17 protein-coding genes are annotated in these 20,351 nt (G+C 42.2%); 10 read left to right on the top strand and 7 right to left on the bottom strand.

The genetic code is table 11. The annotated features are described in order from the left end of the window. Positions 1-535: 535 nt before the first annotated feature. From A0128_RS20260 to A0128_RS20235, 5 genes are all read right to left on the bottom strand, one after another. A complete protein-coding gene (locus A0128_RS20260) occupies positions 536-1,540 on the bottom strand; it encodes a patatin-like phospholipase family protein (RefSeq protein WP_069609580.1) in 1,005 nt (334 codons plus the stop codon). A 340-nt stretch (positions 1,541-1,880) separates the two neighbouring features. Beyond that, positions 1,881-3,302 carry a high affinity choline transporter 1 gene (locus A0128_RS20250; protein ID WP_069609578.1) on the bottom strand — a complete coding sequence of 474 codons (1,422 nt, stop codon included), beginning with the start codon at positions 3,300-3,302 and terminating at the stop codon, positions 1,881-1,883. A 106-nt stretch (positions 3,303-3,408) separates the two neighbouring features. Continuing rightward, positions 3,409-3,756 carry a hypothetical protein gene (locus A0128_RS20245; protein ID WP_069609577.1) on the bottom strand — a complete coding sequence of 116 codons (348 nt, stop codon included), beginning with the start codon at positions 3,754-3,756 and terminating at the stop codon, positions 3,409-3,411. A 59-nt stretch (positions 3,757-3,815) separates the two neighbouring features. Further along, the gene (locus A0128_RS20240; RefSeq protein ID WP_069609576.1) at positions 3,816-4,151 is read right to left on the bottom strand and encodes a hypothetical protein; all 336 of its coding nucleotides are present in this window, start codon (positions 4,149-4,151) and stop codon (positions 3,816-3,818) included. 208 nt (positions 4,152-4,359) lie between these two features. Next, positions 4,360-5,070 (bottom strand): nitroreductase, encoded by a 711-nt coding sequence (locus A0128_RS20235; RefSeq protein WP_069609855.1) that lies wholly within the window; start codon positions 5,068-5,070, stop codon positions 4,360-4,362. 107 nt (positions 5,071-5,177) lie between these two features. Between A0128_RS20235 and A0128_RS20230 the strand changes: the two genes are divergently transcribed. From A0128_RS20230 to A0128_RS20190, 9 genes are all read left to right on the top strand, one after another. Beyond that, positions 5,178-5,777 carry a TetR/AcrR family transcriptional regulator gene (locus A0128_RS20230; protein ID WP_069609575.1) on the top strand — a complete coding sequence of 200 codons (600 nt, stop codon included), beginning with the start codon at positions 5,178-5,180 and terminating at the stop codon, positions 5,775-5,777. A gap of 89 nt (positions 5,778-5,866) precedes the next feature. Further along, positions 5,867-6,130 carry a metal-sensitive transcriptional regulator gene (locus A0128_RS20225; protein WP_069609574.1) on the top strand — a complete coding sequence of 88 codons (264 nt, stop codon included), beginning with the start codon at positions 5,867-5,869 and terminating at the stop codon, positions 6,128-6,130. Between the two features lie 379 nt (positions 6,131-6,509). Beyond that, positions 6,510-6,734 (top strand): DUF2892 domain-containing protein, encoded by a 225-nt coding sequence (locus A0128_RS20220; RefSeq protein WP_069609573.1) that lies wholly within the window; start codon positions 6,510-6,512, stop codon positions 6,732-6,734. Further along, positions 6,731-8,161 carry a TolC family protein gene (locus A0128_RS20215; protein WP_069609572.1) on the top strand — a complete coding sequence of 477 codons (1,431 nt, stop codon included), beginning with the start codon at positions 6,731-6,733 and terminating at the stop codon, positions 8,159-8,161. Before A0128_RS20220 ends, A0128_RS20215 begins: the two co-directional genes overlap by 4 nt. Continuing rightward, entirely contained in the window at positions 8,151-11,324 is a 3,174-nt protein-coding gene (locus tag A0128_RS20210; protein ID WP_069609571.1) for an efflux RND transporter permease subunit, read from the top strand. The genes A0128_RS20215 and A0128_RS20210 overlap by 11 nt, the downstream gene beginning before the upstream one ends. Positions 11,325-11,414: 90 nt before the next feature. Further along, a complete protein-coding gene (locus A0128_RS20205; protein ID WP_069609570.1) occupies positions 11,415-12,896 on the top strand; it encodes a SpoIIE family protein phosphatase in 1,482 nt (493 codons plus the stop codon). 1 nt (position 12,897) lies between these two features. Next, complete coding sequence (locus A0128_RS20200; RefSeq protein WP_069609569.1) at positions 12,898-14,337, top strand: tetratricopeptide repeat protein; 1,440 nt, start codon at positions 12,898-12,900, stop codon at positions 14,335-14,337. After that, complete coding sequence (locus A0128_RS20195; protein WP_069609568.1) at positions 14,334-15,329, top strand: LB_137 family protein; 996 nt, start codon at positions 14,334-14,336, stop codon at positions 15,327-15,329. Before A0128_RS20200 ends, A0128_RS20195 begins: the two co-directional genes overlap by 4 nt. 9 nt (positions 15,330-15,338) lie before the next feature. Then, on the top strand, positions 15,339-15,737 hold the full coding sequence (locus A0128_RS20190; RefSeq protein ID WP_069609567.1) for an STAS domain-containing protein: 399 nt from the start codon (positions 15,339-15,341) through the stop codon (positions 15,735-15,737). A 146-nt stretch (positions 15,738-15,883) separates the two neighbouring features. On the opposite strand, the gene A0128_RS20185 is transcribed toward A0128_RS20190, so the two are convergent. Together A0128_RS20185 and A0128_RS20180 are read right to left on the bottom strand one after the other, a co-directional pair. Further along, entirely contained in the window at positions 15,884-16,279 is a 396-nt protein-coding gene (locus tag A0128_RS20185) for a hypothetical protein (protein WP_069609566.1), read from the bottom strand. 439 nt (positions 16,280-16,718) lie between these two features. Then, positions 16,719-18,317: an EAL domain-containing protein gene (locus A0128_RS20180; protein WP_069609565.1), complete on the bottom strand. Its 1,599-nt coding sequence runs from the start codon at positions 18,315-18,317 to the stop codon at positions 16,719-16,721. Positions 18,318-19,183: 866 nt separating this feature from the next. Between A0128_RS20180 and A0128_RS20175 the strand changes: the two genes are divergently transcribed. Continuing rightward, the gene (locus A0128_RS20175; protein WP_069609564.1) at positions 19,184-20,293 is read left to right on the top strand and encodes an AraC family transcriptional regulator; all 1,110 of its coding nucleotides are present in this window, start codon (positions 19,184-19,186) and stop codon (positions 20,291-20,293) included. Positions 20,294-20,351: the final 58 nt, after the last annotated feature.

The following is a 20,351-nucleotide window of genomic DNA, read 5'->3' as shown; positions in this document are numbered from 1 at the left end:
ACTAAAAGGAATCTTCCCTTCTTTTCTAACAAGAAACGCATGAGGGAAGAATGAAAAAATACTAAATATTTGTATAGTTAAATTTGGACCGGCACGTTGTACAGCTTCGCCCCATCAGTCCCAAGGTTTGAAAAAAATAGAACGATGTAGTATACGGTCAAGGAGAATCTGACACATTTATGTTCTTTGAATTCATTTTTTCATATTCCTGAAGTTTTACACTTTTACTTTTACTTTCCTTACAATTTGAATTCAAAAGAATGTTTCTTTCCCTCGAATTTCTCTTCGTTTCTCTTGTCCGCGTAAAAAACCTCTTCCCAATTTTTGAATCCCAAAAGATAGAACGCGAAGCCCGTTTTTGAATTCGCCTCAAAAGGGTTTTTTCAAACTCCAGGGGAAAAGCGTCGAGAAAGGGAGGTTTGATTTTCTCAGAGAGAGGAATGGATTGGAGATTCGGATAAGAGACGTCTGAAGGCGAGGTTCTAAAAAAATACTTTTGAATTTTAGAATATTCTACTTTATTTAAGAAGGAATTCTATCTGGATTTGAGAGAAGATACGGCTTTGGCCCAGTCTCTCTTGAGATATTCGAAAATTTTTTCTTTTTGAAGACGAGCGTCTTGTTTTCCGAGTTCGTAAGCGCCTCGGACCCCGATCGGATCCGTATAATCGAAGGAGGTGATCGGTAGAGGTTCGGAAGGGGTTTGTAAAAAACATCTTTCCAAAAGTTTTGGATCCTTTCCTACGATCGTCGTGGGCTCGTAGTAAATTCCTATCGTCTTACTGTCGGGAGGAAAGGCTTCTAAGAGGAGGTTGTTTGTAAGTCCTCCGTCGAAGTAGTATTCCTTTCCGTGACTCTGAACGGAAACAACGGGAGGTACCGAAGAAGAATTTAGGATGATCTGCTCCACGGTCTCGGGATTCTCGAAATCTTTTTCAGTAAATAAGATTTCTTTCATATTCCAATTCCTAAGAACTCTTTGCATTCTTTCGGTATTGAGCCCTCTTCCTCGATCTCTCTCGTCTTCCAAAAAAGCCTTTGCGGTTTCGGCGATCAATCTCGCAAGACGAAACTTATTCTTCAGAGAATCGCTCTTCGGAATGGCTCTTAACGTATGAATGAAAACTTTTGTTCCCGATTTCATAATCTTCTCAAAATCCATTCCAAAACGAATCGTCTTTCGATACATTTCTTCGTGAGGGAAAGCGCGTTCCCCTTTGAAAAGACGGCTTAGATAAAAGTTCTGAGGATTTTTTCTTACGATGGCTTCAAAGAAGGACACACATTCTTCTTCTCCGTCGCAAATCAAACAGAGAACCATCGCGGCTCCGGCGGAAACTCCTGAAACTTCCCGGAATTTTAATCCCCAGGATTTCATCTCGTGTCCAAAACCCAATCCGTAGAAGGCCTTACATCCGCCCCCGGCGATGGCGAAACTGATTTCGTTCTCCATCCAGAGTCCTTGAAAGGCTTCTCCAAATCTCGTCTGTGATTCCTGTCTTCTCTCAAAGGCAATGGAATCGTCTAAAACGGGCGGCATGGAATTCTCCGAAAGTGCATTTGACCATAGTTTGACGGGGAACCCTCGCACGAAAAGAAAATATTCTGGAAATTTTTTCTTCCTTCGAAAACGAACAGAGTTTTTTAAAAGCGCCTTTGAGTTTTCTTAACGTTCAGGAAAAAAGATTTTGAATACATTTGCCGGGCCAATTCGTAATCGGGAATCACCCCTTTGTTCCGACAATTTTTCTGTGAAAGCCGCGGGCCCCGCCCTGATCTTGGGTGGAGGGGTGGGTGGCGGGAAGAATCCGGAGACTTTCCTATATCACAAAATCATACTTTTTGCAAGAAAAAAGTTCCCCTGCATTTCGTAGGAACTCCTACATCTCCGGAATCGATTCTTCTCTCTCGTTCCCCTGCTTTGAAAATCCATACCCTCTTCTTTCCAAAAAATCTCCGACCAGAAGCGCGAGCCAACTCGCGAAGAGTCCGGGAATCGAAGCGGGAATTTCAAAAGAACCGAGGTTCCAGAAAAGCCAAACAAGAAATCCGCAGATCATGGATGCGACGGCTCCCGTGGACGTGGAACGTTTCCAAAAAAGACCAGCTAACAAAGGAACAAAAAGAGAAACCAAACTCAGGGCGGAAGCTTGAGAAACGAGTTCGTAGATATTATTTTTTGCGATCGCCATCGTTAAGGAAATCAAAGTGATTACTACAACAGAAATTCTTAATATTCTCAAAAGATATTTTTCGGACGGATTTTTTAAGAACGGGCGTATAACGTTCTCGCCCAATACGGAAGCCGGCGCCAAGATCGCACCACTCGCGGTGCTCATCACTGCGGACAAAAGCGCCCCGAAAAAAAGAATCTGCGTAAACAATCCGGTATGAGCCAAGACGGTTTTGGGAAGAATCATCTGAGCGTCCCCGGCCGCGATTTCAGGATAAACTTTCCTCGCACAAAGAACCGCGAGTAACGGTAGTAAGGCGATGCTCAGATAAAAGAAAGAAGCCAAGAGAGAAGAATACACCGCGACCTTTTCCGATTTGGAAGCCATCACCCTCTGAAAGATATCCTGTTGTGGGATCGAGCCCAAGCCGATCGTCATCCAAGCCGCGATATAGGTCAAAATGCTTTTCGGATCCGCCTCCGGAACAAACCTAAAAAATCCAGGTTTTGTGGATTCTAAAACGACTCCGATCCCGCCGGCCGTCTCGCTTAGATCCCATACTAAATAAGAAAGTCCTAATACGATTAGAATCGTCTGTAAAAAATCAGTAAGTGAGATCGCCCACATTCCTCCGATCGCCGTATAAACCAAAACGACTCCGGCTCCGAGAAAAATTCCGGTCGAAGTAGGAAGACCGGTCAATGAATGAAGAATGATTCCCAAAGCGACGAACTGAGCCGCGACCCAGCCAAAGTAGGAAGGAATCATAAAAATACTCGAAACGACTTCCGCCCTTCTTCCAAAACGATTCTTATAAAAATCTCCGAAGGTGAGAATGTTCATTCGATAGAGGGGACGCGCAAAAAAAAGACCAACAAGAAACAAACAGAGCGCGGCTCCAAACGGATCTTCGATGACCCCAAGAATTCCTTCGTCCACAAATCGGGAAGAAGCGCCGAGCAACGTCTCCGAACCGAACCAGGTCGCAAACAATGCGGAAGACGCTAAAAAAAGTGGAAGCCTCCTACCTGCGAGAACGTAGTCCTTCGAATCGCTTACAAAACGAGAAGCGATCGCGCCGATCAGAATCGTAGTCAATAAATATAGAATTACGGAAATGCCGAGCAATGATTTACCTTTGATCTATCTTTCTTTTTTTTTCCTCCGGAAAATCAATTCAAAACCAGCGTAAATTTCATTTTAAAAAAACCGGGAGCATTTTAAGTTCTCAGAATCATTCCTTTCCGTGGGCCTTTTTACAAAGATCGGCGAGTTGAAGATGATTTAGATTCCCCGTGTCTCCGAAATTTTTCGGAGTATCGCGAACCCACTTATCGTAGTAACCTTCGTCGCTCCGGGAAAAATTGATGATACATTCGTCCGAAGGAAATGTTCCCCTGAGCTCCTTCATTTTTTGAGAAAGGGCTTGTGCCCCCTCCTTCGAATTTTCAAAAGTGTATTCGAACTTTCCTTCGGATTTTGAGATCGTTGAGTTTGTTTCAATCTGCTCGCCGATCAGTTTGAGCTCCGTCTCGGAAAGAATGAGGATTGTAAAGATAAAAATCGATTTGAGTAAAACCATCTTATTCTTTCCAACCGAAGACGGTCTTTCTTTTTGAGTTCGTTTTTTAAGTTTGAGAATTATTTTTTGACAAATGCCTTTCTACAAAGATCGGCTAACGTGAAGTGATCGAGTCCCTTGGTTATACCCAAATTTTTGGGAGAATTGTTCACCGGTTTTCCCAAAAAACCTCCTTCTTGTTCGGAAAGATTGATGACGCAGTCCCTGGAAGGTTCATCTCCTTTCAATTCTTTCATTTTATTTCCAACAAAAGAAAAACCACCTTTGGTATTCTCAAAAAGAAATTCGGATTTCCCTTCGGAAACACCGGTTCGCGCATTGATCTTTTCGCTAATCAACTTGAGTTCCAAGGGAGAAAGAATCAGAAGTGTGAAGATCACTAAAATTTCGGACATAGGATTCTCCTTGAATCCAGAATCGGAGTTTTGAAATAAAAAGAAAACTCATTTCCTTCCCTACATCCGCGCTCACCAAACACATTGGTAAAAAAATTGTTTCAAAGATAGAATCTTAGAATCCAAACAAGGGAGGAGAAGAGAAGCCCGGCTCTTCGGAACAAACCGGATTCTCCCGTTTTAAATTTTTAACGGGAGAATCTTTTCTTTAGTAAAACTTAACGATGTCTCCGGAAGATTCTCTCGGTGTGTGAAACCGATTGAGATTCGAATCGGCTTTTGGATATCCGAGACTCAATCCGCAAACAACTTTTTCCGATTCGGAAAGACCCAACTCCGATCTTACCACCTCGGGAAAGGCGGATAACGCGGCCTGAGGCACCGATCCCAAACCATAACTTCGAGCAAGCAGCATAAGAGTATTCAAATAACAACCTATATCGAGTGCGATGTAAAAGTTCAGATCGAACTCGGTCGTGATAAAGACAGCCGTAGGAGCTCCGAAGAATTCAAAGTTACGAAGCATAAAGTTGTCTCTTGCTTCTTTGTCCTTACGTTCGATTCCGGCGACACCATAGATTTTCATCCCAAGATCGAACATTCTTCTCTTTGCATCGGCTGGAAATGCGGAAGGCCAGATCGTATCCGGAACCGGCTCGCCCTTCTTCGCTCTTTCCACGAGAAGATTTGCCATTTTATCCCTTCTCGCCCCGCTTACTACGTGCACCTTCCAAGGCTGGCTGTTTTTCCAACTCGGCGCTCGAAGTGATTTTTGAAAGAGATCCTGTAGAACGCTTTCTTCGATCGCTCTTGATTCGTAGTCCCGGACGCTGTGACGTGTCTGAACGGCTTCTTCTACGCTCGTCGCAACTCCGGAGATGTTTAAAAATTCGGTTTCAGTGATTTCTGTAGATGACATAAAAACTCCAAATTGGACTTGCGTTTTCTTCCTTCTTCTGATTTGATGAAAGAAGAAAGAGATCGAACAGACAAGTCTGTCTGTTATTGAATCAAAGAGAATCAAAAATGTCAAGTAGAGAATTTGGACCAAAAACGAGAATTTTAGAAACCGCCGTTCGACTTTTTCAATCCCAAGGTTATGGAAATACGGGAATCAATCAAATCATCCAAGAATCCAAAACCGCAAAGGCCAGTTTCTACGATCATTTCCCATCCAAGGACGATTTAGGCCGCGCCTATATCGAATTCTATGGCGAAGAACAACTCGTCCTTTTGGAAAAATTAAAATCCAGATCTACAAATCCTCAAGAGTTCATTCGAGCTTGGACCCAAATTTTAAGAAGACAAACTCGAAACAGCGCGTTTGCCGGTTGTCCGATGGCAAATACGGTTGCTCAGATCGCCTCCACTTCTCACGCCATTTCGGAAGAAGCCAAAAGGGTTTCTCTGAAAACAATCGAAATCCTAGCTTCTTATCTTGCGGATTGGCAGAAGGAAGGTCTGGTTTCTAAAAACGCGGATCCAAAACTTCTTGCGAGACGCGTTTTTGCCTGTTACGAAGGAGTTCTGCATACTTGGAAACTTACGGGAAAAATTTCGGCGTTAGACGACCTTCCGATCATCGTGGACGCGGTCTTTCAGAGTGTCTCTTCAAACAAGGTTTGACCGTTTTTCGAAGATTTCAATCCTTCGAAGCATAAAATGAATGCTCAATTTCGGATTGACAGCAGATATACCCCGTATGGTATATGGTTATGGCGACGGAAGAAACTTCTAAACTGCTCATCAATCGGATCCATAGAATCAAAGGCCAGCTCGACGCGGTCGAAAAAGGTATTTTAAACGACTCGATGGATTGCGAGAAAACGCTTCTTTTGTTAAAAGCCGCGAGCCAAGCGATCAAAAAATTCGGAGAAGCCTACGTTCAAGAATATATGGATCGTTGCCTCGTGGAAAATAAGAAAAAACCGAATATGGAAAACATTCGGACTGCCATCAAGGCCGCCTTTTTTCTCTAAACAAAAGCCTCTAGTTGGTCTCAAAACGGCCATTCCCTGTCATTTTTTACTCCTCGCTTTTGTTCAACTCTCCTCATTTGAGAAACCGTAAAAGATTTCTTTCCGATCGAGGATAAATTCTTTTTCGCAAACGTTCACCGTGACAATCCGTTTGGAATCGGGGGACTTCAAATTCGGCGATGTAACAATCAGGGAAATATTTCAGTTTTTCTTCACAACCACGTTTCAGTTTTGCGATTTGATCGGAATTCTCTATTACCTAATTCACAATATTCGGCTTTTTACTTTCAGAAAATAAAATTCTTCTTTTAAAAAACATATACCCCTATGGGTATATCTATATAACATATACCCCGGTGGGTATATAAAGGAGAGCAGAATGAACGGCTGGTACAGAGAAAGGTTACTTTTTTTAATCGGTGGAACCGTATCTTTGATAGGAGTTACTTTAGGGTTCTTTGTAAGTCCTTGGGGATTTGTTTTGAATTTTCTCGTCGGGTTCAACATGGTCCTTTTTGCTACTTCAGGATTTTGTCCGATGTCTTGGATTCTGAAAGGATTCCGAATTCCCTCTCTAAGAGAAACCTTAGAAGGAAATATATGAAATCCTTTTTGAGAGTTCTTCCGATTCTCATTTCATTTCTGGCCTCACCCTTTTTGGGTGATGTCAGAGCGGAAAGTATTCTTGAATTTTCGGAAGTCTGGTCGAGAATTCAAACACAAGCTCCCAACTTAAAATCGAAGGCCCTGGAAGTTCAGGCGGCGGAAATCTCCAAGGATCGAGCCAAAAAACACTGGCTCCCAAAAGTTTACGCCGACGTCCGTTCTTATCAAACAAACGACCCGGCTCTGAATTTTATGGGGAAACTTGGACAAAGATCCGCTACTCAGTCCGACTTTTCCACCTCAAGCGTCCGTTCTCAACCCTCGAACTTTTTAGACGCAAACAACCAACCCTACACGAATTTCAATTCGAATACGGCTAACGTTTTTGCAAAAGACACTCTCAACAACCCAGGCTCTCAGACTTACGCAAGAGGAACCTTGGGAATCGAACTTCCTCTCTACGAAGGAGGCGCCAAATCTTCAGCTTCTTTAATTCAGGAACAAAAACTCAGCGCGGTTCAATCGGAAGAAAAATATATTCGTTTTCGTGAATATTCCAATGCGGCCGTCGCTTATCAATCCATTCTCTTAGCTGAAGAAAACCACAAGATCGCGGAAAATCTGCATCGTAAGATTACGGACTTTCTCAACCGTTATCAAATCGGCAACCGTTCCAATCTCGTGGGTTTTTCCGGATCGTTGGCTCTCAAGTCTTTACAACTCATATTAGATATTTCTAAAAAAGAACAGGAAACTCTCCGACAAAGCGCCGAAGAAACGCTTCACTTTCTAGCGGTCGATCTTCCGTCCGATTTTAAACCGAAGAAAAACACGCTTCTAAAATTTGTGGGAGAATATCTCCCTCTTCCTTCCGAACAAGAGTCGGGACACACTCCGCTCGCGGACGCTTATTCCGCATACGCAAACGGCGCAAAGGAATCCGTGAATTCCGAAAAATCAAAATTCTTACCCAAAGTTGCGGCTTACGCGGAGACATACGCTTACGACGGAAATCGCAACTTCGCGAATTCGTACAACGCGGGAATCTATTTGCAGATGAATCTTCTCAGCCCTAGCGACTTAGGCGCGTTAGACGAAGCGAAAGTGAAAGCGGAAGGAGCCAAAAAGAAATCGGAAGAAATCAGACTCAGAGAAGAAAGTAATTTTAGAATTCTCATTCAACAAGAAAAAACCCTTTCCGAAAATTTGAATTCCATCTACGAATCCGTTCGACTCCAAGAAGAACAACTGCAGGTTTCTCAAAAACTTTTCAGCAACGGAACCATCCAAGCTCCTCAACTCGCTGAATCTTTTTCTGCGATGGTCAATCTTCTCAGAATGAAAACCGCCTCCGAATCGGAATATCTACGAATTCGAGGCGAACTCTCCGTCTATTCAAAAAAAGGAAATTCCGATGAAAGATAATCAAATTCATAAGACAGGTTTTGCGGGAAAAATCGCGCTCGCGTTTGTTCATTCCAAGCTCACACCGATTCTCATCTTCTCGAGTCTTTTTTTAGGAATCATTGCGGTCTTTCTTACTCCAAAGGAAGAAGAACCGCAGATCTCCGTTCCGATGATCGACATCCAACTTGCGGCTCCGGGTTTTAGTCGTTACGAAGTGGAACGCAAGGTTACGGAGCCCGTCGAAAGAGCGGTTTGGGGATTGGAAGGAGTGGAATACGTCTACTCTGCGAGCGGGGATCACAACGCAATCGTCACGGTTCGTTTCGAAGTCGGTCAACCGTTGGAACCTTCTCTGGTTAAAATTCATCACAAGCTCATGGAAGTTCAGAAAGAATTACCGCCTAACGTAACGCCGGCGACGGTTCGATCCTTGACGATCGACGACGTTCCATTCTTGGCCCTTACGTTTAGTTCCGATCAAAGAGACGACTATTCCTTGCGAACGTTAGTCGCTCCTTTGGCGAGAGAACTCTCCGGAACTCCCGACCTTTCCAAAGTAGAACTGTTAGGCGGAAGAAAAAAATCGATTCGTGTCATCGCCGATCCGCTTCGAATGAATCGTTCCGGAATCAGCGTCTATGAAATCGCTAATTCTTTAAAACTCAACGATACGTTTCTTCCCGTAGGTCAGAACTGGGGGAAGGAAAAAAAATACGACGTCGAAGTCGGAACCACAATTTCCAAATTAGAGGACGTACGTTCTCTACCGGTAGCACAACGCGGAGGTCGTGTGATCCGAGTTTCCGACGTCGCTGAAATTTTAGAAGGCCCACAGGAAAGAAACAAAGAATCCGTTCTCTACGACAAGACGATCGACGGAAAAGCCCGAGACTCGGTCACGATCAGCTTCTCCAAAAGAAAGGGAACTAACGTAGTTCCTCTTTCCAAAGAACTCTTAGATAGAGCTGAAAGTTTTGGTAAGAATCTCCCCAAAGACGTCCGTATGTCCGTGATCCGAGACTACGGATCCACAGCGGACGCGAAGTCCAAAGAATTGATCGAACACCTTATGATCGCCACGGTTTCGGTGAGTATTCTCATCGCGCTCTGGATGGGCTTCCGCGCTTCCATCGTCGTATCCGTCGCGATTCCGGTGACCTTGGCTCTGACTCTCGCACTCTACTATTTTTTGGGTTACACACTCAACCGTGTCACGTTATTCGCTCTTATCTTCTCGATCGGGATCTTGGTCGACGACGCAATCGTGGTGGTCGAAAACATAGAACGACATCTAAAAGAAAATCCAAAACGTAGTATCTTAGAATCTACGATCGCCGCCGTTTCCGAAGTGGGAAACCCGACCATTCTCGCGACCTTTACGGTGATCGCGGCGATTCTTCCGATGGCGTTCGTGAGAGGATTGATGGGTCCGTATATGAAACCGATTCCGGTCGGCGCGAGTCTTGCGATGATTCTTTCCTTATTGGTCGCCTTTATCGTCACTCCTTGGATCAGCGTTCGTCTTTTAAAAACGACCCACTCACATTCCGAGAAAGAAAAAATTTCCAAATTGGATCGGATCTACATTCGAGTCGTAAACTGGTTACTGGCGTCAAAACTTCATTCTATTCAATTCGGAGCCGGGATCGTAGGACTTCTTTTACTCGCCTCGTCTTTGGTCGCGTTCAAAGCCGTAAAAGTAAAGATGCTTCCTTTCGACGATAAGGACGAGTTTCAAGTTCTGATCGACTTTGATCCGAGAACTCCTCTTACAAAAAGCGTCGATCGATCCAAAATTCTCGCGGAAGGAATATTAAAGAATGAGAATGTAGAAAAAGTGCAGATCTTCGGCGGAGAAGCTGCGCCCTTTTCCTTTTCGGGAATGGTAAAACACAGCTTTCTTAGAAAATCGGATTGGCAGATCGATCTTCACGTCGTTCTCAAATCCAAAGAACACCGCTCTGTCAAAAGTCACGAGATCATAGAATCTTTGCGGGAAGAGATCGCAAACTTCGGAAGAATGGAAAACGCGGTCACAAAGGTTTTGGAAATTCCACCGGGCCCTCCCGTGCTTGCAACCTTTGTCGCAGAAATTTACGGACCCACCGAAACGGAACGCAAGAAAACAGCATTCGAAATTCATAAAATTCTTTCCGAACAAAAAGGGGTTATCGATTTGGATTCGAGTCTGCGACCGGGAAGACCGAAGATCGTTTATCCTTTCGATTCCAACCTCGGAGGAGTTTTGGGAGTACGTTCGGAAACGATCGCAAGAAACGGACAGTTTCTTTTTTCGGAAACTCCGATTCTTTCCTTATCCGAGGCGATTCATCCCGAGGAGATCACGGTGGATCTTTCCGTATCGGATAAAATTCGTTCTTCTCAAAATCCATTTCATTCGATAACGGTATCTTCGATGGAAAGCGGATCCATCCCGTCAGAAAGTGTATTAAAGAATCCTTATGTTCGCGAGAATCTTACGTTAAACAGAAAGAACCTGAGATCGGTCGAATACGTGACGAGCGAATTTTACGGAGAAGAGGAAGCTCCCGTTTACGGGATTCTTAAATTGGCTCCGAAAATTCTTTATCCGACCGGGACCGCGGAAACTCCGCGGAACACCGATCAGATTTTTGTAAAATGGGATGGAGAATGGTTTATCACATACGAAGTCTTCCGAGATTTGGGAGGAGCCTTTGCACTTGTGATGATTCTTATCTATGTTCTTGTGCTCGGTTGGTTTAAAAATTATTTCCTACCGTTGATCATCATGGCTCCGATCCCGATCTCTTTGATCGGAATTTTGCCGGGACATTGGTTTACGGGAGCGTATTTTACCGCGACTTCGATGATCGGTTTTATCGCCGGCGCGGGAATCATCGTTCGAAACTCGATCATTCTCGTGGACTTTATCGAATCTGAAATTCGTTTTGGAAAACCTCTCAAACAAGCCGTGATCGACGCGGGTGTCGTTCGATTTCGTCCGATGCTTCTGACTGCGTCCGCGGTCGTCGTAGGAAGTGCGATCATGCTCTTGGATCCGATCTTTCAAGGACTCGCGGTCTCCTTGATCTTCGGAGAAATTGCTGCGACGATTCTCAGTCGATTTGCGGTTCCTACTCTCTACTATTGGTTCTTAGGTAAGAATCGAGTGCAAGAACTGACCGCAGAAACGGAGTAAACTTTGCATCGGATCCAACGAAAACAAAAGAGGCCAATTTATAGCATGCAATGATTTTTGAATGTAGAGAAACGATAATCTATCTTGATCATGAAGAAATCTCTTCGATTACAGATTATCGTCATCTATACGATCTTAACCGTGGTAAACCTCACGTTTGTCGCGGTTATGATTTTCGAAAATCAAACGGATCTTTTGATTTCGAATTTTACTCTGGAATCGGATCGAGTCGCGAGAGAAATTCTCAAAAAGATAGAATCGTTCGGCAATGTCGATTATCAAAATTCTTCTCAGATCGACGAGTTTCAGAGTAAACTTTTTAGCATCGGTCTCAGCAATTTTTCAGTCCTTGAAATCGAAGACAGTTCCTTAGGAAAGACGCGGACCCTTCTTTCCAACGGAGCGGTTTCCCCCTTCTCCGATCTCAAATCCAAGCTGAGTAAAATTTCCAGCGCCAAGGCCGCGCTCAATACTTCTTACGATATCGAACTGGACACGGATCAGTTTATCGTACATCTGATTTTTTTTCTCAATCCAAAGACATTTTTGATTACCGAAATCAAAATGCGGGAGATGATCGATCGACTGCGTTCTCTTTATATCCAACTCGGACTTCTACTCATCTGGGGTTTTGCGTTTCAAATTTTTTTCGGAATCTTTCTCTACCGTAAAATTTTTATCCGCCTTTTTCTTTTGAAAGAAGTGAGTGAAACGATGGCGACGGGAGATTTAAGAGCGAGAGTTTCTTGGAAACAAAACGCACAGGACGAGTTGGACGTTTTAGGAAATACGTTTAACGGAATGGCGGAACAAATCGCATCTCAGTTTGACGCGCTTCATCTGAAAAATACTCAGATTCAGACCGAGCTGGAAATCGGAAAAAACGTTCAGGAATGTTTTCTTCCCGGAAAACGAAAACAGTTTCATCTGATCCGCGCGGAAATTCACTACAAACCGATGCGGGAAGTGAGCGGTGATATCTATGACATCATCGAAATCAACGAAAACCGCACTGCGTTCTTCTTAGCAGACGCGACCGGACACGGAGTTTCGGCCGCCTTGATCACGTCCATCATTCACTACAATATGTTGGACATCCTAAAAGAAACGATCAATCCCGCAGAAATTCTCAATCGACTCAGTGAGAATCTTTTTGAAACCTTACAGGGAACTTTTTTTGCGACGGGGATCTTTTTTCTTTTTGAAAAAGAAGGATTCGCCTACTTCTGTAGCGCCGGCCACAACCCGATCTATTACTTCCGAAAATCAAAAAAAACAATTCTTTCCTTAAACTCGACCGGATTCGTTTTAGGAATCGGAATTCCCGATCCTTATCAGGTTTTGAAAATCAAAACGGAGCCCGGAGATAAGATTCTCATTTACACCGACGGCATTTTGGACGCCGAGAGCCCCGCCAAAGAACAGTTCGGAGACGATCGTCTTTTAGAAACCTTTCAGAAATACGCAGAACTTCCTTCGGAAGAATTGATGTCTCGATTAAACGCGGACCTTCACTCCTTCGCGGATCGTTTTCCGGACGACGTTACTTTTGGAATATTAGAGATTTCTTAATATGAAAAAGAGCGCCTTTATCGCGATCATCGGTTTTCTGGTGATTTTATGTTTCGGATTGATCGTTCTCGATACGAAACTTTTCGAGCTCAAGGTGATTCTTGAAAAAAGAAAGGTTCTGAATTTTTCTTTCTCCAGCGACATTTTGAGATCCAAGTTCGAAAGTATTCTTTCCAATAAAGAAAATCTGCGCGCGGAGATGAATCTCAACAATCTCCAGAGTTCCCTCATCGAAAGCGATCAAATCCATTCGTTTCAGACAAACTTCTGGCAGAATCTGGGTTCGGGTTTGATCAACTCGGTTCGTTTTATAACCGGAAAACCTCCGATTCACTTTGAACTCAATTCTTCCAATATCCGCGCGTTAGAACTGGCCTTTCGTCTCGAAAGAAATCAAGCCTACAAGGACGCATACAACGCTTACTCGACGGCGCTTCCTTTGTTTCCGAAAGGAAGCGAAGAAAGCGGCTTCATCCTTTTGCACCAGGGATTTTGTCTGGCGGCTCAAGGAGAATTGGACGCGGCCTTAAACGATCTCAAGAAAGTTCTGGAAGACAATTCAGGAAGCAGCTTTGCAAACGACGCGGAAATCTTGATGGGCGTGATCTTCAAATCCAAAGAGAACACAAAAGAAATCGAAGCCAATTTTGAAAGTCCGGAAGCGAAAATCCGCGCCTTCTTTGCAAAGGGAAATTACGCAAAGGTTTTAGAAGAAATCGCAAAGACCGATCTGAATTCGGCTGAGATGAGATACCTCCGGGGGTATTCTCTCGAAAAGACCGGAAATCAAAACGACGCGATCACCGAATACGCGAGGCTTGCTTTTTCAGACAAAGACAAGGAAATTGCGATCAAGGCCAACCGTCGGCTTTTGATGTTGGGTCACTACTACAACGCCGGAAGTGAAATCGCAAAAATATCGGATAAGAATGCGGAACGACTCGGAGATATTTCCGAAGCCAGCGCGATCCGAACCTCCGCAGAAAAACTGAAACACGTAGAAGAAGAACCGAAAAATACAAAAGAATCCGATTCTTCCAGAGAAGTTTTAAAAACTCCAATCCAGGAAGTGATCGCAAATTCGGAGGCGTTCTTAAAAAAAGCGGAAGAGGAAGCCAAGGCCGCTGAGGTCCGAAACTACATCGCGGTTCACTTTACCGACGCCGCACCCGTTTATGGAGAACGGATTCTCATCGACGGAGACAGAACAAAACTTTTTTCCACACATTTTCCGATCACGTTGCCGACCTACACGATTCAATCCATCACACTGGATAAAAAGCCGGTTCGAAATTCTAAACTTAAATTTGTAAAGGATTCTAAGATCACCCCCTTTCTCAAGGCTATCTTTGAAGACGATCAATCCATCACTCTCATCGAAAACAAATCACAAAAGAAAATCGATCTGACTTCTCCGATTACAATAGAGTTATCAAAATGAAACGCCTTCTCGTGCTCCTCCTTTTTTGTTCTTTTATAACTGCACAACTGAATGCACATCGAGTCATCTTAAAATCCGGAGAAGTTGTAACGGGAGAATGGAAAGAGACCGAAGGTCACAACGATCATATCGTGATTATCACGGACGGAATAGAAAGAAGGATCGAAAAAAAAGATATCTTAGAACTTTTCTTTGAAGAAACGGGAAACCGCCTTTGTTTCACTCCCAAAATCGAACTCAAAAAAAAATGCGGCTTAAAACTACTCAAACTAAATTTTCAAACCGTCTACTACATGGACGAAAACAATCGATATCTGAGAATTTCTTTACAAGACTTAATGGATCTAACAATCGAAGAACCTTCCACTAAAATATTAGAACAACTTTCCCAAACCGGATTTAGGATTCTAATCTCTTCCGAACAAAACGGAAACATCTTATCCAAAATCAAAAAGATAAACGGAGAATCCATCCTCGTCCAAGAAGAATCTTCCGGTGCGCCCGTTGAAATTCTAAAAAAAGAAATTTTAGCTCTGACATACGTTCTTGAAGAAGAATCTAAAAAAGAACCTGAGAAAAGTTCGAACAACCAATCCTTGACTCTCCTCGATTACCTAATTCCAGGGTATTATCTCAAGAATCAAGGACATCGTAAATCCGGATACACTCTGATGGGCTTGACCGCCCTCTTCGCCATGGGAGCCTTTTACGAATTCTTAGCCGCCAGAAAGGCAAACTCCGAGCCGCCGACTCTCATCCCGGAGGGAAACGGATCTATTTTTTGGCTCGAATCCGGAAACGAAGAGTTTCAAAAACACAAACGACTCAACCAAATCTTTATACTTTCGTTGGCATTCAGCTATATTTTTAATACGACACTGTTAACTTTCCCGATCACTTACGAGTTGTTATTTCAAGAAACGGAGCGTCCATTAGAACCGGCGCTTGGGAAAGATCAAAAAATCGAAATGAAAATCAATATCAACTTTTAGGAACATACAATGGAAACAACTAACAATTCAAAAGATGAACTTTCCGTAGAGGTCGTAACAAACTCTCACGTAACTCACATACTCAAACCAAATATCAGCGTCATCAAAGCCAAGGGAGAAATTAACATTTTCTCATCCAAGAAATTGAAGGACCTTTTTTCCGAAAAAATCGACGACGGAAGTACCGTCCTACTTCTGGATCTTTCCGAAACGACACATATCGATTCTTCCGGTTTGGCGGTTTTGATCAGCACACAGGCCCGATTGATGAAACAGGCAAAGGGAGGGTTGGTTCTCTATTCGATTCCGAACTCTATCATGAAAATTTTCGAGCTTACACGTCTGGACAAGCTGATTGCGATGACAATCGACTTAGACGCAGCCGTAGACAAGGGGCTGACTTACTAAAATACAAAATAAAAAAACAGAAATCGCCTACTCTCAGAACCGAGCAGTAGGCCGGACTTTATTCCAGTCTCAAAACTCTTCAACTGCATTCAAAATTTCTAATTTTATCAAAACAAAAAATAAGAATACAAACTCGCATCCATCTATCAAGTGCCGTCTTGAATCAGATAGTCTAAATGCAATCGAATGTCCGGTTCCTCTGAAGACGCATTTACAAGAAAACGATCTTCTTCTATCTTGTGGTTGAGGAGATGATTCAATTCTTCCGAATTTTTTGCAAGATAGGTCCCGTTAAAAATCGCGTAGTTTTCGATCCACAATTCCAACCTTTTGCTCTCGGAAAGAAGAATACAGTTTTGATTGATCCGAATGGAATCGGCAATCATCTTTCGAAAGTTTGTGAGATTAGGAAATTCTTCGTTTTCAATCCGATTCAAATCTAAAATGTAAATTCCGGAAAAATCATCTAAAATCGATAGGATCACGTCTCGAACATTCATGATGGAACGATTGTCAACGACGCCGGAGAGTTTGATCCACATTATTTTTGTCGACGTTCCCTGCACATCCAATGTAACAAACTCGTTGCTAACCTGCATTTGCTCCCTCACACAACCTTTAATTTTTGAATCTCTTACACACGCTTCCAAAGGGAGAATTTTGAAATCCGAATCTTAAAACTTACGTTCCCTAAAAAGCGTTATGTATTCTGATTACGAAAATGAGCGGCAAATTAGATTCTATGGAATTTTCAATTCAAAGCTCATTGATTTTTGAGTATATCTAGTTTCCAAAAACCATTCCCCGCATTCTATAAAAGGAACACTTTTTTATTATTGGCTCCCATACATTTACAAAATGAACAAGAAGAATGCGCTATTTCAGATTTCGTTTAACAATGAGTAGACGAGATTCTTAAAATCTAGATCGATACGTTAGACGATTTTGTCAAAGCCTTTTCGGTTCGGTCCGAGAAGATTTCTACTTTGAATTGGAAAGAGTTAAAAAAGGAAGATCGTAAAGATTCGAAGGCTTTCCGTAAAGAAATCCTTGCAGGTAATTGGCGCCGCAATCGATTGCGATTTTTTCCAAGGTCGAATTTTCGATTCCTTCAAAGACGGTTTTTTTACCGAGAGAAAGTAAAACCTGTGAGATTGCCCTGAGAACACTTCTTTTACTCGGGTTCGAGTCGGTACCCAAGATCAAACTTTTATCTAATTTTACGTAATCGCTTTCGATTTTTTCAATTCTTGAAAAATTAGAATTTCCAACTCCAAAATCATCGATCGCAATCTGGAAACCGAATTTTCTAAGGATCGACATCTGCTCGATAATCAGAGGAGTCTCTTCGTATCGACTTTCCGTAATCTCTAAAATAATCGAGGTCGGAGATAAATTTAGTTTCGAAAAATAGAATATAAGATTATCTGCAAATTCCGGATTCTTAAGTTGAAATGGAGAAACGTTGATCGACCCGATAAAGTTCGAAGAAGGATTTTTTCCTTTGAACTCGGTAAAATCACGAAACGCATTGTGTATCACCCAAGACCCTATGGAACTGATCAAACCGGATTCTTCCGCGAGAGGAATAAAAATATCCGGACTAATCATTCCTTTTTCGGTTTGATTCCAACGAGAAAGCGCTTCTAAAGAATGCAGAGTTTTTGTTTCCGCGGAAAGAATCGGTTGATACTGAAGAAAGAGTTCTTTTTTGTGAACCGAATTTCTCAAAGACAGATACGTCGCGATCATCTGAGAGGAATCATTCTGACTTTCGGTTGCATACCGGCTGAAGGGATATTCGATCACTTGATTTAGATTGCTCCGGAGCCCTCTAAGAATCTCGAGCGGAGTGGTATCCGGTTCTACCGTATGATATCCTCCGATCGAAAGTTTGAGATGAAATTCGTAACCTTCCACTTGAATCGTGTTTTTCATATACGATATCAGACTAGAAGGAATCCAATTGATATCCACGTCCGGCTTATTGATCTGATAAGAAAAGAAAATCTGATTTTGGGAAACTCGAAAGCCGAGATTTTGAGAATTCGTGATCGTCAGAAATTCCGCGTGCAAATCCAGAAAGACAGCCTCGTAGATCTGATTCTCAAATTGATGCAAAAAGGGATGATTGTAAATTTCAATATTTACGAGATAAAAATAGGTGCTTTGCAGCTTGAGAGAACGAAGCAAACTGTTTCGCAAAGAACGAAACCTCTGCATACGGCTTTTCTCGGAATTGATAGAAGCTTGTGTCGTGGATTCGATGTGAACGAAGACAACCTTGCTCTTAGAATTGATTTCAAAATCAATTTTGTAAACCCGATCCAAAGCCGAGCGAACGATCAATTGAATCCGACGCTCCTTCCTCAATTTTCGAATCCCCAATCCGTGCGCGTAGATATTTCCGTATTCCAAAAATCTCTCAATCGCTCGGTTCAATTTCGGATCCAATTTCCGAAGGGAATCGTAATCCGAATCCGAATAAAGAAGATCTCCTCCGAAGTTGTACAACGCGTAGCTGTAGGTCCGAGAGTCGAGATCGCGATCCACCGGAATATCATGAAATCGAGAAAGCATACTGAGATTTTACAGTAAGATCAGCTTCTTTCCTTTCAATTTATAACCTAAGGAATAAGCAAATCAGAATCGGATGGACCCCGTTGTAAAAACAGGAATTAGAATTTTCTATCAGAAATCCATTTCGATTCCTTAGAAAATTAAAATCCATTCTCCGATGAGAAATCTTGGAATGTGATATCTGTGAAATCAAATTCTTAAAAAGAAACTTATGGCACCCGAACCTAAATTTACTCTCCAAAAGATAAACTGAAGCGAGAATTCTTCTTGGTTCTGACTGAAAAAAGGAATCTCAGGGCCAAACAAGAGCCTACCGCGTAGATTCTTTCCTACTCCCATTTTACTTCTTCAGAATCCAGATAGACGGAGAAACGAAAATTTTAAAACGACTCATTTTCAACTTCCACCGTTGAATGATGAAATAACGTTCCTTTCTCTTCCCATTTGATCGATTTGATAAAGAGAATTCAATTCGGATTAAAACTTAAATCGTCATCTTTTAAAAACGCTAGCTTCCACATTATAATCAGAATCAATAAAAGTAATTTCTATGTTTTGAAATGAAATATTTATTAAGAATCGATGTTCATTGTTACGACAAATTGATAAATTCTATATAGAAACAAATCATGGAACAATGAAACTGTAATATTATTTTTTTATATTGTAATTTATAACGGAAACGCAGATATTTTATTTTCATAATAGAATGAACTATTTTTAATAGGAAGAAAATAGAATTCGTTTTAAAATTTAATTTATTCTTTTCAAAAATTAGAATTCGATCGATTTTGATTTTATAAAAGATACGTTTTAGTTTTTCATACAAAGAAATCAAAAAATATTAAAAGAAAACATGAAGAGTTATGGTGAATATTAGTTTAGATTTTATTTTAAATGAGACTTTTCTAATCAGTCTCATTCGATTCGGCGCGGGCTTTGCCCTGATTCTCGGAGTTGGGAATTGGATTCGAGCGAAAAAACAAATCGATTATCTGATATCGTATGTTTTGATTTTGACGGCGATCTTTCAAGCGATCGATGAGGACAGCTTGCTTTTGGTAAGCCATCTTTGGCTCTCCAAGCTTTTGTTTTTAATCGACATTCTTGCGCTAGCCGCAAGCGGAACCTTCGTTTTTCTGATTTCTTCGATGATTTTTCGCAAATATGCCGAGCTTCCACTTTTCTATTATTGGAATTTTTTGGGGCCCTTTCTTCTTGCGATTCCGATCGCCACTTTCTACGAACAGCCGGAGAGCAAAGAACTAGAGTTTTTTCTCTTTATGACGGATCTCTATGTGCTAGCCTACTTTGCAATTGCGATCGTAAACGTCTGGAAAGATAAGGATTACCTCCTCTCCAAAGCGAATTTTAGAATCATCTTACTCTTAGTGATGATCATTTCGCTCTGTATTCCCTTGGAAATCGCAGGCATTCTCCTGGAAAACAAATCCCTGATTCTCCTTTCCAGTGTTCATACGACCTTTGTCCTGATTTTCTATTATTTTATGACCCTTCGTTTTCCAAAAATGATGGACTTTTCGGACTTAGAATCGAATAAGAATTTTGTAAAACGTTCTCTTCTTCACGATATCGATATTCATGCGCTCGAAGAAAGACTCGCCCATATTGTAAAAGAGGAAAGGATCTATTTAGACGAAGACATTCGACTTCCGGATCTCTCGGAAGAACTCGGAGTTTCGGTGCACCAGCTTTCCTTTTTTCTCAACAACCATTTAGGAATTAATTTCAACAACTACATCAATCGGTTTCGGGTAGAAGAAGCTAAGACTATGCTGATCAACGACCCGAGTCGTTCGGTGGTTTCCGTCGGAATCGCGGTAGGATTCAATTCCAATTCTTCGTTTTATAAGGCTTTTTTCAAAGAAACAGGAATGTCACCGAAACAATTTAGAGAATCGCGCCCGAGAATCATTCACTATCAATCCGCTCGGGACATTCAGCTGAAAAGTTGAGAATTCTTCAGGACATTTTCTTTCCGGTCGAATCTTTCCTTTCCCGGAAACGGTAAAA

The organism is Leptospira tipperaryensis, from assembly GCF_001729245.1.
Taxonomy (GTDB): Bacteria; Spirochaetota; Leptospiria; order Leptospirales; family Leptospiraceae; genus Leptospira; species Leptospira tipperaryensis.
The sequence above is the reverse complement of the archived record's forward strand: the minus strand, read 5'-3'. Positions and strand labels throughout refer to the sequence as shown.

What these genes read in the sequence shown, in the direction of transcription:
- A0128_RS20225 (WP_069609574.1), top strand. Translation starts at nt 5,867, where the DNA reads ATGGCGACGGAAGAAACTTCTAAACTGCTCATCAATCGGATCCATAGA.
- A0128_RS20240 (WP_069609576.1), bottom strand. Translation starts at nt 4,151, where the DNA reads ATGTCCGAAATTTTAGTGATCTTCACACTTCTGATTCTTTCTCCCTTG.
- A0128_RS20245 (WP_069609577.1), bottom strand. Translation starts at nt 3,756, where the DNA reads ATGGTTTTACTCAAATCGATTTTTATCTTTACAATCCTCATTCTTTCC.
- A0128_RS20195 (WP_069609568.1), top strand. Translation starts at nt 14,334, where the DNA reads ATGAAACGCCTTCTCGTGCTCCTCCTTTTTTGTTCTTTTATAACTGCA.
- A0128_RS20215 (WP_069609572.1), top strand. Translation starts at nt 6,731, where the DNA reads ATGAAATCCTTTTTGAGAGTTCTTCCGATTCTCATTTCATTTCTGGCC.
- A0128_RS20175 (WP_069609564.1), top strand. Translation starts at nt 19,184, where the DNA reads ATGGTGAATATTAGTTTAGATTTTATTTTAAATGAGACTTTTCTAATC.
- A0128_RS20210 (WP_069609571.1), top strand. Translation starts at nt 8,151, where the DNA reads ATGAAAGATAATCAAATTCATAAGACAGGTTTTGCGGGAAAAATCGCG.
- A0128_RS20260 (WP_069609580.1), bottom strand. Translation starts at nt 1,540, where the DNA reads ATGCCGCCCGTTTTAGACGATTCCATTGCCTTTGAGAGAAGACAGGAA.
- A0128_RS20200 (WP_069609569.1), top strand. Translation starts at nt 12,898, where the DNA reads ATGAAAAAGAGCGCCTTTATCGCGATCATCGGTTTTCTGGTGATTTTA.
- A0128_RS20190 (WP_069609567.1), top strand. Translation starts at nt 15,339, where the DNA reads ATGGAAACAACTAACAATTCAAAAGATGAACTTTCCGTAGAGGTCGTA.
- A0128_RS20205 (WP_069609570.1), top strand. Translation starts at nt 11,415, where the DNA reads ATGAAGAAATCTCTTCGATTACAGATTATCGTCATCTATACGATCTTA.
- A0128_RS20180 (WP_069609565.1), bottom strand. Translation starts at nt 18,317, where the DNA reads ATGCTTTCTCGATTTCATGATATTCCGGTGGATCGCGATCTCGACTCT.
- A0128_RS20235 (WP_069609855.1), bottom strand. Translation starts at nt 5,070, where the DNA reads ATGTCATCTACAGAAATCACTGAAACCGAATTTTTAAACATCTCCGGA.
- A0128_RS20230 (WP_069609575.1), top strand. Translation starts at nt 5,178, where the DNA reads ATGTCAAGTAGAGAATTTGGACCAAAAACGAGAATTTTAGAAACCGCC.
- A0128_RS20185 (WP_069609566.1), bottom strand. Translation starts at nt 16,279, where the DNA reads ATGTGGATCAAACTCTCCGGCGTCGTTGACAATCGTTCCATCATGAAT.
- A0128_RS20220 (WP_069609573.1), top strand. Translation starts at nt 6,510, where the DNA reads ATGAACGGCTGGTACAGAGAAAGGTTACTTTTTTTAATCGGTGGAACC.